We start from the raw sequence: 605 nt of genomic DNA, 5'->3' as shown, positions 1-605 counted from the left end.
CGCGGGCGCGCTCCAGGCAGGACTGGGCGCGGGCCTCCGACTCGGCTGCCTCGTCGGCGAGTTCACGCAGTTTGACCTGCCACCCGGCACGCTCGCGCAGCCGGAAGGCGAGTCCGGCCAGAGCGTCGGCGGCACGGCGGGCCTTCTGCGCGGCCTCCTGCCGCTCGTCGCGCACCTGGGCGGCCTCGGCGGCGGCTTCGTCGGCCTCGGCCCGCGCGGTCCGCGCCTCGGCGAGTTCGGCCTCGGCCTCCTCGGCGAACGCGCGCGTGTCCTGCGCGGTCCGCGCCAGTTCGACCAGCCGCCCGCTCGGGCAGCCGGTGCGCCAGGAGGCGAGCCGCGCCGCAAGCTCCCGGTCCTTGCCGAGTCGCGCGGCGAGCGTACGGATCTCCTCGTCCCGCTGCCCCGCCCGCGCGCGCAGCGCCTGCCGCTCCTCGTCGGCGGCGTGCTCGTCGTGCATGGCGGGGTTCGGCGGTACGAGGAAGACGTCACCGGTCAGCGCGTCGGGCGCCGGGGTCGGGGCGAGCAGGGCGGCGGCCGTGCCGACGGCCACGGCGGACCGGGGCAGCAGGGCCGCGTCACTGAGGGCCTCTCGGGCACGCGCGTGC

At 78.5% G+C, this 605-nt stretch carries 1 pseudogene; it reads right to left on the bottom strand.

Going from position 1 to position 605, the window contains the following annotated elements:
- Window positions 1–605: pseudogene (locus tag JHN63_RS51830) on the bottom strand (hypothetical protein); the annotation flags it as partial.

The sequence above is a fragment of the Streptomyces sp. MBT65 genome (assembly GCF_016612545.1).
Taxonomy (GTDB): Bacteria; Actinomycetota; Actinomycetes; order Streptomycetales; family Streptomycetaceae; genus Streptomyces.
This window is presented reverse-complemented; position numbering and strand designations above follow the sequence as displayed.